This is a genomic window from Anaeromassilibacillus sp. SJQ-5, from assembly GCF_054108045.1.
The window spans coordinates 254,191-270,677 of the sequence record NZ_JBPJWQ010000001.1; the positions used below are offsets into that span (position 1 = coordinate 254,191).

General features: G+C 63.7%; 14 protein-coding genes. 7 read left to right on the forward strand and 7 right to left on the reverse strand.

The window, feature by feature from the left end; all coding sequences use genetic code 11:
* The first annotated feature begins 18 nt into the window (after positions 1-18).
* The 5 genes from ACSAMM_RS01015 to ACSAMM_RS01035 all read left to right on the forward strand — a co-directional run bounded on the left by ACSAMM_RS01015 (position 19) and on the right by ACSAMM_RS01035 (position 7,463).
* Entirely contained in the window at positions 19-1,440 is a 1,422-nt protein-coding gene (locus ACSAMM_RS01015) for a response regulator (protein ID WP_457792130.1), read from the forward strand.
* Positions 1,434-3,164 (forward strand): sensor histidine kinase, encoded by a 1,731-nt coding sequence (locus ACSAMM_RS01020; RefSeq protein ID WP_457789137.1) that lies wholly within the window; start codon positions 1,434-1,436, stop codon positions 3,162-3,164. The genes ACSAMM_RS01015 and ACSAMM_RS01020 overlap by 7 nt, the downstream gene beginning before the upstream one ends.
* Positions 3,161-4,603, forward strand: coding sequence for a hypothetical protein (locus ACSAMM_RS01025; RefSeq protein ID WP_457789139.1), 1,443 nt, complete (start codon positions 3,161-3,163; stop codon positions 4,601-4,603). Before ACSAMM_RS01020 ends, ACSAMM_RS01025 begins: the two co-directional genes overlap by 4 nt.
* Positions 4,604-4,714: 111 nt before the next feature.
* Positions 4,715-7,210: an Ig-like domain-containing protein gene (locus ACSAMM_RS01030; RefSeq protein ID WP_457789140.1), complete on the forward strand. Its 2,496-nt coding sequence runs from the start codon at positions 4,715-4,717 to the stop codon at positions 7,208-7,210.
* Positions 7,211-7,319: 109 nt separating this feature from the next.
* Positions 7,320-7,463: a hypothetical protein gene (locus ACSAMM_RS01035; protein ID WP_178725098.1), complete on the forward strand. Its 144-nt coding sequence runs from the start codon at positions 7,320-7,322 to the stop codon at positions 7,461-7,463.
* 25 nt (positions 7,464-7,488) lie between these two features.
* Here ACSAMM_RS01035 and ACSAMM_RS01040 read toward each other — a convergent pair whose 3' ends face one another.
* Positions 7,489-7,731 carry an AbrB/MazE/SpoVT family DNA-binding domain-containing protein gene (locus tag ACSAMM_RS01040; RefSeq protein ID WP_178725100.1) on the reverse strand — a complete coding sequence of 81 codons (243 nt, stop codon included), beginning with the start codon at positions 7,729-7,731 and terminating at the stop codon, positions 7,489-7,491.
* A 153-nt stretch (positions 7,732-7,884) separates the two neighbouring features.
* Here ACSAMM_RS01040 and ACSAMM_RS01045 point away from each other — a divergent pair, with 153 nt between their 5' ends.
* Complete coding sequence (locus tag ACSAMM_RS01045) at positions 7,885-8,199, forward strand: helix-turn-helix domain-containing protein (protein ID WP_457789143.1); 315 nt, start codon at positions 7,885-7,887, stop codon at positions 8,197-8,199.
* A gap of 61 nt (positions 8,200-8,260) precedes the next feature.
* Here the strand turns inward: ACSAMM_RS01045 and ACSAMM_RS01050 are convergent, their stop codons facing one another.
* From ACSAMM_RS01050 to ACSAMM_RS01070, 5 genes are all read right to left on the reverse strand, one after another.
* Entirely contained in the window at positions 8,261-9,796 is a 1,536-nt protein-coding gene (locus tag ACSAMM_RS01050; RefSeq protein ID WP_457789145.1) for a YifB family Mg chelatase-like AAA ATPase, read from the reverse strand.
* 152 nt (positions 9,797-9,948) lie between these two features.
* Positions 9,949-10,131 carry a FeoB-associated Cys-rich membrane protein gene (locus ACSAMM_RS01055; protein WP_457789147.1) on the reverse strand — a complete coding sequence of 61 codons (183 nt, stop codon included), beginning with the start codon at positions 10,129-10,131 and terminating at the stop codon, positions 9,949-9,951.
* Positions 10,128-12,830 (reverse strand): cation-translocating P-type ATPase, encoded by a 2,703-nt coding sequence (locus ACSAMM_RS01060; RefSeq protein WP_457789149.1) that lies wholly within the window; start codon positions 12,828-12,830, stop codon positions 10,128-10,130. The genes ACSAMM_RS01055 and ACSAMM_RS01060 overlap by 4 nt, the downstream gene beginning before the upstream one ends.
* Before the next feature lie 69 nt (positions 12,831-12,899).
* Positions 12,900-13,589: a nucleotidyltransferase domain-containing protein gene (locus ACSAMM_RS01065; RefSeq protein ID WP_457789151.1), complete on the reverse strand. Its 690-nt coding sequence runs from the start codon at positions 13,587-13,589 to the stop codon at positions 12,900-12,902.
* The gene (locus ACSAMM_RS01070; RefSeq protein WP_457789153.1) at positions 13,586-14,842 is read right to left on the reverse strand and encodes an MFS transporter; all 1,257 of its coding nucleotides are present in this window, start codon (positions 14,840-14,842) and stop codon (positions 13,586-13,588) included. Before ACSAMM_RS01070 ends, ACSAMM_RS01065 begins: the two co-directional genes overlap by 4 nt.
* Positions 14,843-14,979: 137 nt before the next feature.
* Between ACSAMM_RS01070 and ACSAMM_RS01075 the strand changes: the two genes are divergently transcribed.
* Complete coding sequence (locus ACSAMM_RS01075; RefSeq protein WP_178725255.1) at positions 14,980-15,285, forward strand: YlmC/YmxH family sporulation protein; 306 nt, start codon at positions 14,980-14,982, stop codon at positions 15,283-15,285.
* Positions 15,286-15,334: 49 nt separating this feature from the next.
* Here ACSAMM_RS01075 and ACSAMM_RS01080 read toward each other — a convergent pair whose 3' ends face one another.
* On the reverse strand, positions 15,335-16,402 hold the full coding sequence (locus ACSAMM_RS01080) for a uroporphyrinogen decarboxylase family protein (RefSeq protein WP_457789155.1): 1,068 nt from the start codon (positions 16,400-16,402) through the stop codon (positions 15,335-15,337).
* Between the last annotated feature and the right edge of the window lie 85 nt (positions 16,403-16,487).

Consider the following 16,487-nt stretch of genomic DNA (forward strand, 5'->3'; position numbering starts at 1 on the left):
GGTGGCGGCGTGATACGGATGCTGATTGTGGACGACGAGCGCATTGACCGGGAGGGGGTGGCCTACTTAACCCGGAAATTTGAATTCCCCATCGAGACCTGCATGGCGGAATCGGTGGAGGAGGCGATGCAGGTGCTGGACAGCCAGCGGGTGGACATCTTGTTTACCGACATCTGCATGCCGGAGCAGGACGGGCTGGAGCTTATTCGGCAGGCGAAGGAGCACCAGCCTGGGCTGCACTGCGTGATTTACAGCGCATTCGGGGAATTCGACTATGCCAAGAGGGCGATGCAGTACGGAGTGCGCCATTACATACTCAAGCCCTTGAAGCTGGAGGAGTTCCGCGCCACCATCCAGGCGGTGCTGGAGGACTGTCGGAAAAGCGGGCTCGACCGGCGCAAGGAGCAGCTGCTGCGCCTGCTGCTGCTGGGGCAGCTGCCGGAGGGAGAATTCGACATCGGCGGCCATCTGCTGCTCGCGGACATGTCCCGCCCGCTGTTCGCGGACAGCCGCTACGATTTGGAGGCGGTCATCGGCGAGCTGTTCGGCGAAGCCGTGTGGGTGAGCCTCAACGAATACCAGGCGGTGCTGGTGGCCGGCGGGGAGGAAAGGGAGCTGGAGGTGGCGGCGCAGGCCTTCTGCCGGCGGGTGGAACGGGACGCCGGCACGGTGACCACCGTGGTGCTGGGGAGCCGGGCGGCCGGGCCGGAGGAGCTGCTCGCGGCGTATACCCAGGCGGAGACCTGCCTGGATGCCAAATTTTTCTCCAAGGACAGCCAGGTGATCCGCGCGCAGGGCGAGGGCGGAGGGGAAGCCGGCGATTATCATCAAAGGCTGCAGGACGTGGAGGTCTGCATCCGGCGGGGAGAGAAGGTGCGGGCCCTGGCGGAGGTGGAACGGCTGTTCCAGGAGCTGGGGCAGAGCGGGGCGCTGTCCCCTCTGTACATCAAGTATATCGGCGGGAACCTCATCCACTACTGCACGGAGGTCAACCGCAACCTCAGCCAGGAGACGGTGACGGCCTATGTGGATCGGCTGTTCCACTGCGCGAATATTTACGCGCTTAAGGATGTGCTCGTAGGCATCCTGGATGAGGCCATGGAGGACGGGGAGGAGGACAAGAGCACCATCCGCCAGATCCTCGAGATTGTGGAGCAGGAGTACATGCACGACATCAGCCTCGAACAAATCGCGGATAGGGTGCAGCTTTCGCCGAGCTATCTCAGCTTCTATTTCAAGAAGGAGACCGGGCGGAATTTTATCAAGTACCTGACGGTGTACCGGCTGGAAAAGGCCAAGGAGCTGCTGCGCAACACCGATATCAAGGTCATCGCCATCTCGGAGATGGTGGGGTATCTTAACTCCTCCTATTTCTGCCTGCTGTTTAAAAACTACACCGGGATGACCCCGGCGCGGTATAGGGAAGAAGCCGCATGCTGATACGAATTTACCGATTTCTCAAGAGGGCCAAGCTGCGTACCAAGCTGTTCATCAGCTTTCTGGCGGTGGCTCTTCTGCCCATGATCGGCATGGGCGCGTTTTCCGCGGTCATTGCGCGGGATTCGCTGCGGGATCAGCTGGAAAGCCGGGTGGCGGATTACGTTGACCGGGCGGGTACCCAGCTGGACGCCGCATATGGGCGCTGCCAAGAGGCCATGGATCGGGTGGTGTACGGGGACGAGCTGCTGACCCTGGTGGTGGCGCTGCAGAACAGCCGGATCCGCGTCGGCGAGCTGCGGCTGTTCGAGGAAACGCAGCGGCAGGCCATGCAGCCGGTGTCCGCCTCCATCCGGCGGGTGGATTTCCTGCTGGGGGGCGATCCGGGGCTGCAGTATAACAATAAGGCGCTCGAGAAGCGGGTGGAGGAGGCCGTCGCCGCCCATCCCGACAACGCGGCCATGCTCGAGCGGGAGGGGGCGTTCTGGTTCGCCTCGGAGGACAGCCTGTACGCCGTGCGCACCGTGCCGGATCTGTACAGCCGGCGGGAGGCGGCCCGGATGGTGGTCACCATGAATAAGCGGGAATTTTTCAGCGAGGCCTTTGCTGGGGAAAACAGCGATTTCGGCATCCTTGTCGCGGACAACAACCGGGGGAGCGTCATCAGCTTGGTCAAGAACGTGATGACCACCGGCATCATGCCCATCAGCTATCTGGACGGGGCGGCGGACGGCATCGTCTCGTACAACGGCGCGCAGTATTTGTACGGTTCCGTTTCCCTGCAGGCGCATAACTGGACGCTGTACGCCCTGGTGTCCTATCAGTTCGTCATCCAGCGAACGGGCGACATCGTGCGGGTGGCTGTCGTCGCCATTGCCGCCGGTATAGGGCTGATTGCCTTAATCGCCCTGCTGCTTTCCTCCAATTTTGCCAAGCGGATCGAGTTCCTCATCCGGCAGATGAAGAAGGTGTCCAAGGGCAACTGGCTCATCGAGCGGGGCGGGACGCAGGCGGATGAAATCGGGCAGCTCAGCCAGGTGTTCGAGGGGATGGTCGCCCAGCTCGAGACCCTCATTCACGACGTGTACGAAAGCCAGCTGGCCCAGCGTGAATCCGAGTTCAAGGCGCTGCAAACACAGATCAATCCACACTTTTTATACAATTGCTTGGACAACATGAATTGGTACGCCATTATGCGCGGGGACGAGCATTCCTCTTATGTCATCACCCAGCTGTCGGATTATTACCGCACCTGCCTCAACCGCGGGCGGAACACCATTACCGTGGAGGAGGAGCTGAAAAACGCCGCGGCGTATATGAATCTCCAGCTGGAGCTGCACGACAACAATTTCCAGTTCGAAAAGGACATCGAGGAAGGGCTGGAGGAATTTGTCACCATCAACCTGATGCTGCAGCCGCTGCTGGAAAACGCCGTCAAGCACGGGGTGGACAAGCTGCGGGACAAGAGCGCCAAACGGCTCATCCGGCTGACGGCCCGGCGGGAGGGCGGGGATCTGCGCTTCACGGTATACAACACGGGGAGCGTCATCCAGCCGCAGGTGCTGCGCAGCGTGTTCGTGGAGAAGACCCAGGGCTACGGCCTGCGCAACGTGGACGAGCGGATCCGGCTGCTGTTCGGCGAGGCGTATGGGATCCGGATTGAGGGGACGGAGGACGGAACGCTGTGCGTTATTGCGATCCCCCAGAGAAGGGAGGAGGACCTATGAGGCGGCTGCATGCCCGTAAGGGAATGGCCCTGGCGATGCTGCCGGCGCTGCTGCTGGCCGCCGGAGGCTGCGCCAAAACGCCGGTGGCCCCTGTCAGCCGCGAGGCGGCGGCGCTTACCTGGACGATTGTGGACGAGGCGGGCGGCGTCGGACGGGGGGATTTCACCGGCAAGGCGGTGACGGCCGTGCTCTCTGCGCTGGACACGCCGCCCGTCATCACCTACTTGACGGGGGATCAGAGCCTGCTGGTGTCCCGGATGCTGGCGCTCGACGAGCTGCCCGACCTGCTGACCGTGCCGGCCGGCGGGGCGCTGCGCAGCAAAATTATCGGCTCCGGGCGGGTTTGGAATATCCGGGAGCTCTCGGAGACGCTGGCGGACAGCCTGCCGGAGGACATCCGCTGCGCGTATCAGAACAATTCCGGCGAGCTGTTTTCCCTGCCCGGCGGCTATACGGCACAGGGGTATCGCCCCGTGGCCACCGAGGGGCTGTATGTGCGGCAGGAATACGCGTCCTTGCTGGGAAACCCGGCCATGGACACGCCAGGGAATTTCGCGCGGGCGCTGGAGGCGTTTGTGCGCCTAGCGACGGAAAACCGGCTTATCGGCAGCGACGAGCTGCTGCCGGTGGTGTTCGGCGAGGAAAACCGGGGGCTGGCCACCGTGGAGCACATCTGCGGCGTGCTCCCCCTCTACCGGGACGGGGAGAGTAGCTACCACCGCATCTTTTCCCCAAAAATCCAGGAGGTCATGCGGTTTTTCGACCGCCTGGACGGGATGAGCGTGTACCGGATTTTTGAGGCGTATTCCGCCGATCGGCTGGCGGAGCTGCTGAAGGCCAACGTATTCGCCTATATCGGGCCCGCCGCTTTTATTGAACGGTTCAACCTGGAGAACCCGCGCCTGCGGTATGTGCCGGCGGCGCCGCCCTTCGCGGCGGACGGGTATCTGGAGGCGCAGAGCCGGCTGGGCTGCTTCGAGACGTTTGTGTCCATGGACTGTGACCGGGCGGCGGCCGCCGCCTTGCTGGAAACCCTGTCTTCCCGCGAGGCCAGCCGCACCTTCCTCTACGGGGTGGAGGATGAAAACTGGGTGCTGGTGGACGGGGAGGTGACGCCCCTGAAAAGTACGCGGGACAGCATCCGCGCCAACACGCTGGAGTTCCTGCGGCAGACCGGTATCGCGTCCTTCCCCTTCCTGTCCCGGGACGGGGCACTGAACCCGTATATGCCGACGGCGGGGGAGCGGGCCCGGGACATTGCGGGGGAACGGGTGTATTTCTCCCCGGCGGATTATCACGGGTACTACGTCGCCCAGATGGACAAACGATTGGCCGGCTATTACGCCGAGGTGGCGGGGGCGAGTGTCAGCGCGGCCGACATCGCGGCGCGCATCAAAGCGCTGGAGCCGGGGAAGGAGCCGTTGACCGTGTCCCGGTGAAGGCATAAGAATTCTTATATGCCAACCAAAAAATCGATTATTTCATGCGGGAATTCCGGCAGGTATAATAAAAGCAGAGGCTTATTCATGATAATATGAGGAGGTTATCGCATGCTTGGTTTCAAGAGCAAGGCCCTGTCTCTGACCGCGGCCGCGTCCCTGCTTCTCACCGCCTCTGCGGGCCTGGGCGGGACGGCGCTGGAAAAGACGCCCAGCAGCCAGAACCCGCTGGGCATGACCGCTTACGTCGATGAGTTGTTCGGCGGCAAGGCGCACGGTTGGACGGACGGCAAAAACCCGACCCAGGAAACCCTGCTGGAGGATTTCGCTTGGCGCGCCCAGTATTACGACGCCAACCCCGACTGGGACGGCTTTTACACCTTCAAATACATGAAGGCGAACAGCTGGGGAACCGGGATCGACGAGTACGTGTTTGGCCAGGATTGGCTGCAGACCACGGGGCAGGTCAGCATACAGGGCGGCATCCCGTATTTCATCACCGACGCGAGCGAGGGCGTCGGCGCACTGTGCCTGACGTTTATCGCGCCCAAGGACGGCACCTATAAGATCTTCCCCAACGCTGCCCAGCCCAATGTCCGGGTGATGTACCCCAAGTATTTCCCCGGCGGCGCGGAGTATGGAGACGGGCAGTACGTGCCCGCGTCCAGCACCTTCCAGATGGGGTTCGCCATCCACAAGATGGGGAAGGACGCCGACATGGACACCTATGACCCGGCGGGCTCCACCCGGCTGTATCCCACGGATAAGAATTACGAGCTGCTGACCAAGGAGGTCACGTCCTTTGCCTTCCCCACCCTGACCGGGATCGCGCTGAAGGCCGGCGAACGCCTGCGCTTTGTCATCGATTGCGCCGGCACCGACGGGGTGGAGGACTGGCTGGTGGCCGCCTCGATGTTCCCCATGGTGAAATGCACCGACAACACCCCGCCCACCGCGGGGGATGGCAGCTACACCTGCACCATCGGCAAATCCGTTTCCGGCACGCTGGACGGCGCGGACGCGGACGAGGACGCGCAGCTGACCTATACGCTGAAAACCGACGGCGAGAAGGGGAGCGCCGCGGTGAACGCGGACGGCTCTTTTACCTACACGGCCGACGTGGGCGTGGAGGGCACCGATCGCTTCGTCTACACGGTGACCGATGAAAACGGCGCGGCGGCGGACGGCACCGTCACCATTGAATTTGTGGACAACAAAAAGCCGGCGGCGGGACAGACCGCGTTCGACACGGTGGAGGGGCTGTCCCTCTCCGGTAATTTGCAGTTGAGCGACGCGGATGGCGATTCGGTCGCCGCGGCCCTGAAAACCGATGCGGCCCACGGTGAACTGGCCCTGGAGGCGGACGGCGCTTTTGTTTACACGCCCGCCGATAGCTATTCCGGTCCGGACTCCTTCGTCGTGACCCTGACGGACGGGAAATCCCCGGTGGACGTGACCGTGACGCTGACGGTGAAAAAGTACGAGCCGCCGGCGGCCGCGGAACAGACGGTCAAGACTGCCAAGGGGACGCCGGTGGAAATCACCCTGTCCGCCGAAAGCCTGCTGGACGGCGGGCTGACCTACGCGCTGAAGGAACAGCCGGTCTCGGGTACGGCGGCGCTGGCGGACGGCAAGGTCACCTACACGCCGGCCGAAGGGTTCACCGGGTTTGACACCTTCACCTTTACGGCCAACGACGGGCGGAGCGACTCGGCGCCCGCGAAGGTTACCATCGCGGTGCTGGGCGAAGGCGTCGGTTCCACCGCCACGCTGATGGACGCCATTGTGGAATGCGGCGGCGATGTGGACAAAAATAAGGTGTTCGACTTCTCCGGCTATGCCTACGATCTGCCTTGGCGGTTCCAGTACCGGGCGGAGGGCATCACCGGGGACATGGATGGGGATTTGAAGTTCGAGACGGCTATCGCCGCCACCCTGTTCGACTGGGGCGGCTATATGCTGCGGGACGGTAACACCTATCCCTCCAACACCATCCAGTCCGCCGGCTTCCTGGGCGGGAAAATGGTCAACGCCATCAATTCCGGCTATATCGCGGACGATCGGAACCCGGTGGCGGCCCTGACCTTCGTCGCGCCGGAGGACGCCACCTATTTCATCACCGGCGGCGAGGCCACGGACCGGATCGGCATCTGGCAGGGACAGGCGAGCGCCAACCCGATTCAGGTCTGGATCGAGGTGGACGGCGCCATGGTCTGGCCGGCGGACGGCCAGCCGCTGAAGCTGAACGACGATTTGGACGCGGTGGCGCTGCCCGATCTGCATATCGCCATGAAGGAGGGGGCCTCCTTACGCTTCTGCGCCCAGGGAACCACCGCCAATGTGGATCACAACAACATTTACCTGGATCCCGCCGCCTATGTCATGGGCCCCTATGACAAGGCGCTGGATCCGGTACCCGATACGCCGGATCCGGAGCCGGAAGGAAACGACTCTTCTGAGCCCTCCGTCCCGTCGACGGACAGCTCCGAGACCGAGGCGCCGGCCCCCGACACCGGATCGCCGCTGCCCGCGGCCGCGCTGCTGACAGCGGCGGTGGCCGGAGGGGCGGTGCTGACGCTGCGCGGGCGGAAACGCCGGCCGCTGTAAAGTAAGCGCGGGCCGAAGACTCTGGTATAGAGCCTTCGGCCCGTGTTTTTTCAATTGGCGGCATTGCCCGCAAAGGCCGCGCGTCCCTTTGATGGCCGCGCGGCTTTTTGTGCGGTATAACCGCCAAGACGCCGGCGTCCTCTGGCTGGTGGCGAAGCAGGACAGCCCCAGCCTCGGCCTGTCCCCTCTGGACTGCGCCACAGCCAGCCGGGAGTACCTCGGTTCGCTTTGGCAGCTCGCCCGCGATGCCTGACATCGCGGGCGAGCTTTTTGATACGCTATCCCCGGTTGTTCAGTTCGTCTACACAGCGGTGGCAAACCGCCTTCCCATGGAGGAAACGCAGATTTTCCGTGCCGCCGCAGAGAAGGCAGGTGTCTTCATAAGCCCGCAGGATCAGCTGGCCGTCCTGCCGCGACATGGATAGCTTGCAGGAAGGTGCCCAGCCCAGCGCACTGCGATACTCCGCCGGGATAACAACCCTTCCCAATTCGTCCATCACGCGAACAATCTCTTCCTTCATATTGTCACCTCCCTAAATGATGTAAGGCTTATAATTCTTTGCCGAAGATAATGTTACATCATATAATTCCCTTTGTCAACGATAATAGGGTGTATAATTCCCTGAAATTTGGGATATACAACTTATAATGGTACTCGTTGGGAGGGATGCCTAGTGTATGAAGAATTTTTTTCGCTGCGTCTGGCTGAGCTGCGCATGCAAAAGGGTGTCTCAGCCAGAGATATGAGTTTATCTATCGGGCAAAGTGAAAATTATATCAATAAAATTGAGAATAGAAAATCCCTGCCGTCCATGCATGCGTTCTTTTTCATCTGTGAATATCTAGGGGTAACGCCTGCACAATTTTTTGATAAGGACAATCAGAATCCCGCCTTGCTCAACGACGCCCTGTCAGAGATTAGAAAACTGGACGAAGCTTCGTTAGCTCATATTATGGGCCTGGCGAAAGAAATAAACGCGCATAAATAAGAAAAACAAAGGACTAGAAGCTGAAAACGCCTCTAGTCCTTTTTCTATGTTCCGGGCGGCCCTATCGGTTTTCCCAATATTTCCGGTCGAGGCTTCGGTACTGGACGGCTTCCGCCACGTGGGCGGGCAGGATGTCGCCGCCGCCGTCCAAATCCGCGATGGTGCGTGCCACCTTCAGCACCCGATCGTAGCCCCGGGCCGAGAGCCCCAGCCGCTCAAAGGCCGCCCGCAGCAGCCCCTGCGCCTCGCCCGACAGCGGGCAGTAGGTCCGCAGCTTCCCGGCGGGGATGCGGGCGTTGCTGCCGATGCCGGTGCCGGCGTACCGCTGTTGCTGCACCGCCCGGGCGGCGTTGACCCGTTCCCGGATGGCGGCCGAGCTTTCCCCCGGCTTGCGGGCCGCCAGCTCGTCGAATTGCACCGGCGGCACCTCGATATGCAGATCGATCCGGTCGAGCAGCGGGCCGGATACCCGGGCCAGGTAGCGGGAGGCCGCGGCGGGGGAGCAGGTGCATTCCCGGCTGGGATGGCCGAAATATCCGCAGGGGCAGGGGTTCATGGCCGCCACCAGCATCAGGCTGCAAGGATAGCTGAGGGTCGCTCCCACCCGGGTAATGGTCACCCGCCCGTCCTCCAGAGGCTGGCGCAGGCTCTCCATGGCCATCCGGTTGAACTCGGGCAGCTCGTCCAGAAACAGCACCCCGTTGTGGGCCAGGGATACCTCTCCAGGCCGGGGCACCGATCCCCCGCCCGTCAGGCCGGGGGCGGATATGTTGTGATGGGGCGCCCGGAAGGGCCGTGCCCGCAGCAGCCCTGTTCCGCCGGGCAGCGTGCCCGCGATGGAATGGATCTTGGTGGCCTCCAGCGCTTCCTCCGGGCTCATGTCGGGCAGGATGGAGGGTAGCCGCTTGGCCAGCATGCTCTTGCCCGACCCCGGCGGCCCGATCAGCAGCAGGTTGTGGGAACCCGCCGCCGCGATTTCCATGGCCCGCCGGGCCCCGGCCTGCCCCATCACGTCGGCGAAATCGGGGAGAGGCGCGTCCTCCACCGGCCCCGCCTCCACCGGTCGGGCGGGCGCCAGGGCCGCCTCGCCGTTCAGATGGGCCAGCAGCCCCGCCGTGTCCGCCGCCGGATAGACGGCAATCCCTTCCACGATCGCCCCCTCCGCCGCGTTGGCCGCTGGCACAAACACCTGCTTGAGCCCCGCGTCCCGCGCGGCGATAACCATGGGCAGCACGCCCCGCACCGGCCGGATTTCCCCGGTCAGGGACAGCTCTCCCAGAAACGCGCTTTCCTCCCAGCCGCGTCTGCTCTTCAGCTGCCCGCTGGCCCGCAGCAGGGCCAGGAACAGCGGCAGATCGTAAATGGAGCCCTCCTTTTTGATGTCCGCCGGGGCCAGATTGACCGTGATGCGGCTCACCGGGTAGGTGAAGCCGCCGTTTTTCATGGCCGCCCGCACCCGGTCGCGGGATTCCCGCACCGCCGTCCCCGGCAGCCCCACCACATCGAAGCCCGGCAGCCCCTGGGACAAATCGGCCTCCACATCCACCAAAAAGCCGTCGATGCCAAGCAGCCCCAGGCTTTTCACCCGTGCGAACACGTCCATTCCTCCCCATCCGTCGTCACCATCCAGTATACGGATCCTTCCAGATATTTACAAGGAAACGGCCGTGGTAATGCTTCACATTCCTGTGAACTATCGCCACTTAACAAACCGCCCGCCCTTCGGTCTGGCTGAAGGGCGGGCGATGGTTATCGATCGGTATCGGATTTGTCGGTGGGCTTTTCTCCGCAGCTCCCCGCGTGGGGACAGCCGGCGCAGCCGGAGCCGCCGCACCCGGTCTTTCCCTTCTTTTTGCGGATCCTCCAGGCGGCGAGGGAGCCGGCCACCACCGCTACAGCGGCGGCCAGGATGATCCAGTCGGCCGGGGTCATCGGCTTTCCTCCCCGGCCTCACGGGGGTTCCGGCGCAGCAGGGCGGTAACGCCCTTCACGATTTCCACCACCGCGAGAGGTGCCAGAGCGAGCCCCGCCACCGTCCACCAGCCGGCGGCCGGCAGCACGGTCAGCCCGAAAATATCCCGCAGGAAGGGGAACAGCAGCACCACCAGCATCAGCAGGAGGGAGGCGAAGAACGCCCCCACCATGTACTTGTTGGTGTGGAAGCCCACCCGGAACAGGGAGTGGGAGGAACGGGTGTTGAACGCGTGCACCAACTGGGACATGGCCAGGGTGGCGAAGGCCATCGTCTCGCCCAGCGGGATGTTGGCCCCCGCCGTTTCGGTGAACAGCCGCTCGAAGAAGCCTTTCCCCGCCGCCGGCCCCATGAAACGGGAGCCGACGACGTAGGCCACGAGCGCCAGCAGTCCCACCAGCAGTCCCTGCCAGATGGCCGCCGCGCCCAGCCCGTGGGCGAAGATGCTCTCTTCTTTTTTGCGGGGCGGCCGGGTCATCACGTCGTCCTCCACCGGCTCCATGCCCAGCGCCAGGGCGGGCAGACCATCGGTGACGAGGTTAATCCACAGCAGCTGCATGGGCATCAGCGGGCTTTCCCGCCACAGCATCATGGCCCCGAACACCGTAAGAATCTCTCCCAGATTGCAGGAGAGCAGGAAGTGCACCGCCTTGCGGATGTTGTCGAAGATGCCCCGCCCTTCCTTGACGGCGGTGACGATGGTGGCGAAATTGTCGTCCGTCAGGGTCATGTCCGCCGCGCCCTTGGCCACGTCGGTGCCGGTGATCCCCATGGCGCAGCCGATGTCCGCCGCCTTGAGGGCCGGCGCGTCGTTGACGCCGTCCCCGGTCATGGAGACGATTTCCCCCGCCTCCTGCCAGGCCTTGACGATGCGGATCTTGTCCGCCGGCGTCACTCGGGCGTACACCCGGAATTTCCGGATCCCCGCGCGCAGCTCCTCGTCGCTCATGGCGGCCAGCTGCTCGCCGGTCACCGCCTCGTCATCGCTGTGCAGAATTCCCAGCTGCCGGGCGATGGCCGAGGCGGTGATTACGTGATCGCCGGTGATCATCACCGTGCGGATCCCCGCTCCGTCGCACACCTTAATGGCCTCCATCGCCTCCGGCCGCGGCGGATCGATCATCCCCACCAGCCCGGCGAAGGTCAGCCCCTGCTCCAGCTCCTCCGGCCGGCAGTCCACCGGCACCTCGTCCAGATACTTGTAGCCGATGGCCAGCACCCGCAGCGCCTGCCGGCCCATTTCCTCGTTGGCGGCCGCGGCCTCCTGCAGCTTCCCGGTCGTGCACCGGTTCAGCAGGATGTCCGGTGCGCCCTTGACGATGGCCACGGTTTTCCCCTCGATGAGATGCACCGTGGTCATCAGCTTCCGGTCGGAATCAAAGGGGATTTCCCCCACCCGGGGATGCTCCGCCGTCAGTTCCTCCTTGCGCAGCCCGTGGTGCAGCGCGCAGGCCACAATGGCCGTCTCGGTCGGATCCCCGACGGGGATTTCCGTCCCGTTTTCCTCCCGCACCGTGCCGTCGGTGCACAGCGCCGCCAGCCGCAGCAGCGCCAGTACCCCCTCGGGCACGTCGCCCTCCGCGTCGGAGATCCTGTCTCCGGCAAACACCTTGACCAGGGTCATCCTGTTCTGGGTCAGCGTCCCGGTTTTGTCCGAGCAGATCACCGATGCGCTCCCCAGCGTCTCCACCGCGGGCAGCCTCCGGATGATCGCGTTCTTGGTCACCATCCGCTGCACCCCGATGGCCAGCACGATGGTCACGATGGCCGGCAGCCCCTCCGGAATGGCCGCCACCGCCAGGGACACCGCCGTCATGAACATGTCAAGCGGATCCAGCCCGTCCAGCAGCCCCACCACAAAGATGACCGCGCAGATAACCAGCGCCAGAATCCCCAGATATTTCCCCAGCTGCGCCAGCTTGCGCTGCAAAGGCGTGACGGTTTCCCCCTCGTTTTCCAGCAGTGCCGCGATTTTGCCCATCTCGGTGCGCATCCCGGTCTCCACCACCAGCGCCCGGCCCCGCCCGTAAGACACGGCGCAGCCTGCGTAAGCCATGTTCACCCGGTCCCCCAGCGGCGCGATATCCGCAATCTGTACGCCCGCGTCCTTGAGCACCGGCACCGACTCGCCGGTCAGCGCCGACTCGTCGACCTGCAGGCTGGCGGCGGACAACAGGCGGCAGTCGGCGGGGACGAGATCCCCCGCCTCGAACTCCACCACGTCCCCCGGCACCAGATCGGTGGCCTTCATGCTGGTCAGCACACCGTCCCGCCAAACCTTGGCCGCCGGCGCCGACAGGTTTTTCAGCGCCTCCAGCGCCGCCTGCGCCCGGCTCTCCTGAATCACCCCCAGCAGGGCGTTGACCACCACGATGACCAGGATGACGATGGGCTCGGCCCAGTCGGCCTCCCGCCCCTGTAGCGCGTTGTATACGCTCAGTCCCAGGGACACCGCCGCCGCCCCGATGAGGATGAGCACCATCACATCCTTGAACTGATCCAGAAACCGCAGAATCCAGGGCCGCGGCGGCTTTTCATCGAGCTTGTTCGGGCCGTATTCCCGCTGCCGTTCCTCCGCCTGCTCGGCGGTCAGCCCGCTGTGCGTGTCGGATCCCAGCTCGCGGGAGATCGCGGTCAAATCTTCGCTGTGCCAAATCAAGAGACATCCTCCTCAGGCATCAAAAATCTAAAAATCCATGTAGTTCTACCTGCCAGTATACGCCTTTTTTTACACGGATGCAACGGCCCCGCCGCACTCTCTGAGGATTTTCCCGCACCAGCGGATAAGCGCCCGATATCCCTCGTCCAGCGCCGCCCGATCCGCCCCGAGAAAGGCCTTTCGCCCGATGCAGGCGGCCAGGATTTCCCGGTCGTCCCCCTCCAGCCGGGGCAGCAGATCCCTGCGGGAAACCGCCCGGTATCCCGCGCGGGCATCGTGCGCCGCCCGCAGCACGAAAAACGTCCCTTTGTACAGCTCCGCCAGCGCGCCGCCGGAAGCCTCCCCGTACAGAAAGCTATGGCAGGCCGCGTGATACAGCGCCGCCGCCCCTTCCCGGGCCGCCTGCCGCGCGTCCGCCGCCGTGAAGGCGGGGAACACGGCCTCCGCTCGCCCGCGCAGCACCCGCACGTCCCCGGCCAGCTGGTAGAGATCCCACCGGGGCCAGTTCCGCAGCTCTTCCTGCCCCGCGATGAAGCCGCAGGCCTTTTCCCCCTCCGGCAGCTCCCGCACCAGCGCCCGGTACCGCCGCAGTTCCTCCACGTCCACCCGGTTCAGCACGGCCACCAGGTCGATATCGCTCTCCTCGGTCGCTTCTCCCCGCCGGTAGCTGCCCTGCAGCCCCAGCAGCACAAGCCGCTCCCCGAACGCCGCCTCCATACGGTCCGCATACGCCTTCAGCCAGCTTTCCAGTTCTATCATGCCGCTCCTCCTTGTCTGTGCCGCCGCCTCATCCGCCGCAGCACCATGTGGCACGCCAGCGTCACCAGCGGGAACACCGCCGCCGCCAGTATGCCGATGCGCATGTCCGCCTGATCCCCCGTCACGCCAAGCGCACCAGCCAGCGCCGCCGATACGGAGGAACCCGCGCTGCCGTCCGCCACTACGCCGGTCAGCCAGGAGGAAAAGGAAGCCCCGATGTCTCCCGCCGCCCCCAGCACCGCGAACAGCCACGCCCCCGCCAGGGGGAACCGCTCCGACGCCAGCACCAGCGTCCCCGGCCAAAGCAGCCCCGCCGCGAAGCCGCATACCGCGCAGGCCGCCACGTTCAGCGCGTCGAAGGGGGAAAGGGCCACCGTCAGATAGCAGACAACCGATACCGCCGCCCCCAGTGTCAGCACCCGGCTGATGTCGATTTTTGACCCGTACAGCCCGTAGAGCAGCCGCGCCAGCCCCAGCATCGCCGCGAACCCGCACATGCCCAGCAGATCCCCCGCCACCTTCGGCAGCTCCAGCGCCTTTTCCATGAAGGTGGAGGACCATTGGTTGAGGACGATTTCCGTGCCCGCGCCGCAGAATATTGCCCCGAGCGCCAGCAGGTAAAAGGGGTGGAACAATAGCTGCCGCATCCCCTGCCGCTCCTCGGGCGGCGTCCCCTGCGGAAAAGGCGCGCGCAGGAACATGAAAAAGCAGGTCAGCGGCACCGCCGCCCATAAAAGCGTGATGATTTGCCAGTTCTCCCTGCCCGCGGCATACACGAACAGCGTCGTCAGGATGATGGTGATCACCTGTCCCCAGGCGTAGAAGGAATGCATCAGGCTCATGGCCGGCCCCTTGTCGCCGCCCGGGATGGCGTCGATGATGGGGCTGAGCAGCACCTCCAGCATCCCGCTCGAAAAGGCGAACACCACCGTGGCCAGCAGCAGCCCCACGAAAATGTGGCCCGGAAACAGCAGCGGCGCCGCCGCGAAAAACACCAGCCCGAAAAACGCCAGCAGGCAGGCGGGCAGCACAAAGAAGCGGAACCCCTTCTTGTCGATGGTACCGCTCAAGAGGATGTCCGCCGTTACCTGGGCACCGAAATTCACTCCCACCAGGATGCCCAGGTGGATGAAATTGAAGCCGTACAGCCCCATCATGGGCACGAACAGAATGGCGGTCAGATTGGCAATGATCGCCTGCACGAAGGTGCCCACTATGCAGCACAGCGTGGTCAAACGGTACGACGGTTTCATAACGGCCTCCAGAAAAAATCGGTCTTCCGGCCCATCATACAACACCCGCCCCGGATTGGCAAGAGGCCTCCATCAAAAAAGCATGAACGGCCTGTCCGCCGCATATGCTGTAATACGAAACCAAAGGAGGAACGTGTATGCTCTGCAGGATTACGGACATGCATAGCAAAGAGGTCATCAACGTCTGCGACGGCACCCGCCTGGGCTGTGTGGACGACGTGGAGGTGGATACCTGCACCGCCCAACTGGTGGCCATCGTCATCCACGGCCGGCCTAAATGCATGGGGCTGATGGGCCATGAGGACGATATTGTGATCGGGTGGAAGGAGATTGAGGTCATCGGGGAGGAAACCATTTTGGTCAACCACACCATGCCCTGCTGCGAGCCCCGCAAATGCAAAAAACGGGGCGGTATCATGGACGGCATCTTCGGTGGCCGCTGAAAGGGGAGGGACATGACGTCCCTCCCCTTATCTATACCTATCTATACTCTTAATATGCCCCCGCCCGCTTGACGGCGGCCACGATCTCCCGGAAATTCTCCAGGCTGACCGTGTTGGGGATGGAATGGTCGGACGAGAAGATGTAGCCGCCGTTTTCCTTGAGCGCCGGCACCAGCCGCTCGATCTCCGCCACGATGGCCTCCTTGTCGTCCCACAGCACCGCGTTGATTCCCCCGTGGAGCACCAGCCGATCCCCCACCTCCTTTTTCAGCCGGAGCGGTTCCATCCCCGCCTTGACCTCCAGCGGGTTGAGCGCGTCCACCCCGGTGTCCAGAATGTCGGGGATCAGGGGCATCACGTCCCCGCAGGAGTGCAGATGGGCCTGGATCCCCTTGGCGTGGGCCCATTCCACCGCCCGCCGGTGAAACGGCTGCAGCAAATCCCGGTAGGTCTGGTTGGAGAAAAACGGTGTGCCCTTGTACCCCATGTCGTCCGGCCAGTAGATTTCGTCGAACACATACCCCGCGTCCCACACCGCGTCGAAGCAGGCGATGCACCGGGACAGATAGGTGTCGAACATGTCCTTCACCCATTCCGGCTCCTCCAGCAGCGCGATAAGCAGGGTCTCGGTGCCCGCCATCCAGCTGTGCGTCACGTCGAAACCGAACCAGAACCCTGCCTGGATCCAGCTCCCCTCCGCCTTCCAGCGGGGATACGCGTCCCGCAGATAGTCCCAGGGGATCCGGTCGGGGCTGTACGCCATGCGGGCCTTGGCCTCCTCCCAGGCCTCGGGGGTGCAGACCTTGAAATCCAGGAATTCCGGGGTGGAGTCCTCCTCCTTGAACTGCTTCATGGTCACGCCCCATGGGCTGGTGACGATCTGATACCGCGCGTTGTCCTCCACCACCGTGCAGGGGTACCGGGGGGAGATGTCCACCGAAATCCCCTCCACCTTGTCCACACCGAAATATTCCCGCCAGTCGGCGCCCGCCGGCATGCCCTCCCGCCGCCAGCGGCTGATGGTTCCCTGCCAGGGGATGTCGGTGATCGGCACCCGGTCCGCCTCCTTGTGCGCGTACATCCGGGCGAACCGCTCTCTCGAAGTCATCGTTTCCATTTTTCCGCCTCCTTGTTTGTTTCAGCATACTCCATTGACAAGCAGGTGAAAAGAGGTATAGTTAAAGAGGATTCTTTCGAGATAG

Bases quoted from the DNA above. Each gene is read 5' to 3' on its own strand.
- ACSAMM_RS01015 (WP_457792130.1), top strand. From the start codon at position 19: ATGCTGATTGTGGACGACGAGCGCATTGACCGGGAGGGGGTGGCCTAC.
- ACSAMM_RS01020 (WP_457789137.1), top strand. From the start codon at position 1,434: ATGCTGATACGAATTTACCGATTTCTCAAGAGGGCCAAGCTGCGTACC.
- ACSAMM_RS01025 (WP_457789139.1), top strand. From the start codon at position 3,161: ATGAGGCGGCTGCATGCCCGTAAGGGAATGGCCCTGGCGATGCTGCCG.
- ACSAMM_RS01030 (WP_457789140.1), top strand. From the start codon at position 4,715: ATGCTTGGTTTCAAGAGCAAGGCCCTGTCTCTGACCGCGGCCGCGTCC.
- ACSAMM_RS01040 (WP_178725100.1), bottom strand. From the start codon at position 7,731: ATGAAGGAAGAGATTGTTCGCGTGATGGACGAATTGGGAAGGGTTGTT.
- ACSAMM_RS01055 (WP_457789147.1), bottom strand. From the start codon at position 10,131: ATGACCCCGGCCGACTGGATCATCCTGGCCGCCGCTGTAGCGGTGGTG.
- ACSAMM_RS01065 (WP_457789151.1), bottom strand. From the start codon at position 13,589: ATGATAGAACTGGAAAGCTGGCTGAAGGCGTATGCGGACCGTATGGAG.
- ACSAMM_RS01070 (WP_457789153.1), bottom strand. From the start codon at position 14,842: ATGAAACCGTCGTACCGTTTGACCACGCTGTGCTGCATAGTGGGCACC.
- ACSAMM_RS01075 (WP_178725255.1), top strand. From the start codon at position 14,980: ATGCTCTGCAGGATTACGGACATGCATAGCAAAGAGGTCATCAACGTC.
- ACSAMM_RS01080 (WP_457789155.1), bottom strand. From the start codon at position 16,402: ATGGAAACGATGACTTCGAGAGAGCGGTTCGCCCGGATGTACGCGCAC.